The organism is Pantoea sp. DY-5 (assembly GCF_019795955.1).
In the GTDB taxonomy this organism is placed as follows: Bacteria; Pseudomonadota; Gammaproteobacteria; order Enterobacterales; family Enterobacteriaceae; genus Pantoea; species Pantoea leporis.
Map to the genome: position 1 here is coordinate 1 of NZ_JAIMIE010000016.1, position 2,068 is coordinate 2,068.

Consider the following 2,068-nt stretch of genomic DNA (forward strand, 5'->3'; position numbering starts at 1 on the left):
AGCGCAGCGAAATCGTGCTGTTCGCCGGGCCGGTGCCGCGCAGGGTCGGCGTGGTGTCGTCGGTGCTGGCGCCGCTCGCCAGGCTGCCGGTCACCGGGCCGGCGTTGTCGAGCGCGCTGTCGATGGTGGCGTCGTAATCTGCATAGGGGTCGATGGTCAGCGTGAAGCTGCTCCAGCCGCTCTGGCCGGCCTTCTGCACCTCAAAGGTCCAGTTGCCGCTGGCCAGCACCTTTGGCGTCCAGCTCCAGTTGCCTGCGCTGTCGGCATCAACCTGAACTGAGGTGTAGCTGCCGGTTCCGCTGCGGTAGCGCAGGGTTAAGGTGCTGTTAGCTTCCGCGCGGCCATGCAGGGTTGGCGTGGTGTCATCGGTGGCGTCGCCGTTGGCCAGGTTAACCGGCGTGCCGGCATCATCGTAAGCGTGGGTGATAATCGGGTCAAAGCCGCCGCTGCCGGTAATGCTCAGCGAGAAGGTGTCTGACCAGTTCGCGCTGCCCTGCGGCTGAACCTCAAAGTTCCAGCTACCGGTCAGCAAACCTGAAGGCGGCGTCCACGTCCAGCGGCCACTGCTGTCGACATCGGTAACGACGGTGCTGTTTAACTGGCCCGGCTGGCCGTAACGAATCACCACTTTGCCGTTGGCTTCGCCGCGACCGTTGAGGGTTGGCGTGGCGTCATCGGTGATTGCGTGGTTGCTGAGCGTGCCCTTCCAGCTACCAACATTATCCTCTACCGATTCAATGCGGGTTTTCCTCTGGATGTCTGCGGCATTCGCGATGTCGAGGGTGAACAGGGCGCTGGCGGTGCTACCGATGCTGGCCTGGAACTCGTAATGGCCGGTGGCCAGCGTGCTTTTTGGCGTCCAGCTCCAGCTTTCGCCGTTAAGGCTGGCGGTGGCGCTGCCCAGCCAGGTGTTGCTGCCAACAAGGCGATAGTAGACGATAACGGTGCTGTTAGACGATGCGGTACCGCGGAGTTCCGGAACGGTGTCATCGGTCAGCGCGCCGTTGTTCAGTGGGCCGGTGGCGCTGCCGACGTCATCAACAGCGTGGGTAATGGTGACGGTATCCGGCGGCAGGGTGCTGTCATTTTTCACAATTATGCTGAAGGGAGCAGAAGAGGTGCCCTGACGGGTCACGCCGGCAAAGACCTCCTGAGCGACAAGGCGCAGCGCATTGTTGCCTTCGTCAAGATCCTGAGAGGGTTCCATCTTCCATACGCCAGTGGTTTTATCCGCGACCGCGCTGCCGATTTTTTCACCTTTGTCATTGAGCAGGTAAACCGTGGTGCCTTTCTGCGCCACGCCGGTCAGCTCCGGGCGTTTGTCATCGGTGGTTTCACCGGGTTCAAAGGCGCGCTTGTCTGCACCGAAGTCATCGTACAGTTTGATTAATATCGGGGCTTCCGGTGGGGTAGTGTCAATCACCATAGAGAACTGCGACGTATCGGAAGAGTTACCTGCCAGATCAACGTAGCGAATTGATACGCTGTAATCGCCATCAGTGAACGGCGTTGACGCTTTCCAGCTCCACAAGCCGGCTGCATCAATGATCGTGGTAAAGGTCTGGTTATTGATGGTGATAAACACTGTGGTGCCAGCTTCATCCGGCAGTGGATCATTGATACCGAATCCAGGATAAGGGGTATCACGTTCTATGGTGGTGAGACTATTCATATCGGCCATGATGGAGTAAACCATTAGATAAAACCTCTTCTGATGTGTTTAGTTTTATGTCGAATAAACTTAAATTACCACGCGTGGTTTGCGAAGAGACTCAGCAATCCGTAAGTATTTCAGATATTAAAATGACACGCGCTTTTAACTGTTTTACACAGGAAATGTCTTGTTAAAAATAGCCAAATGACGCCTTTATTAATGAGGTTTAAATAAAAAGCGGGAAGGTACGGGCTAATACTGGTCAGTTAAGAAAGCATTTTGCTTTAAACCTGGTGCGGGCTCTGACACATCTGCTGCGTCACGGGCCATCCTCGCCCAGCCCTTTCAACCACACGCATGGAAGCATCAAAGCAGGCCGGAGACGTCCCGTCAGGCAGACGAGCGGAGTGAAGG

At 56.6% G+C, this 2,068-nt stretch carries 1 protein-coding gene; it reads right to left on the reverse strand.

Annotated elements, in window-relative coordinates:
- A partial coding sequence (locus tag K5Y30_RS24705; protein WP_255606822.1) for an Ig-like domain-containing protein occupies window positions 1–1,696 on the reverse strand: 1,696 nt, incomplete at its 3' end.
- Between the last annotated feature and the right edge of the window lie 372 nt (window positions 1,697–2,068).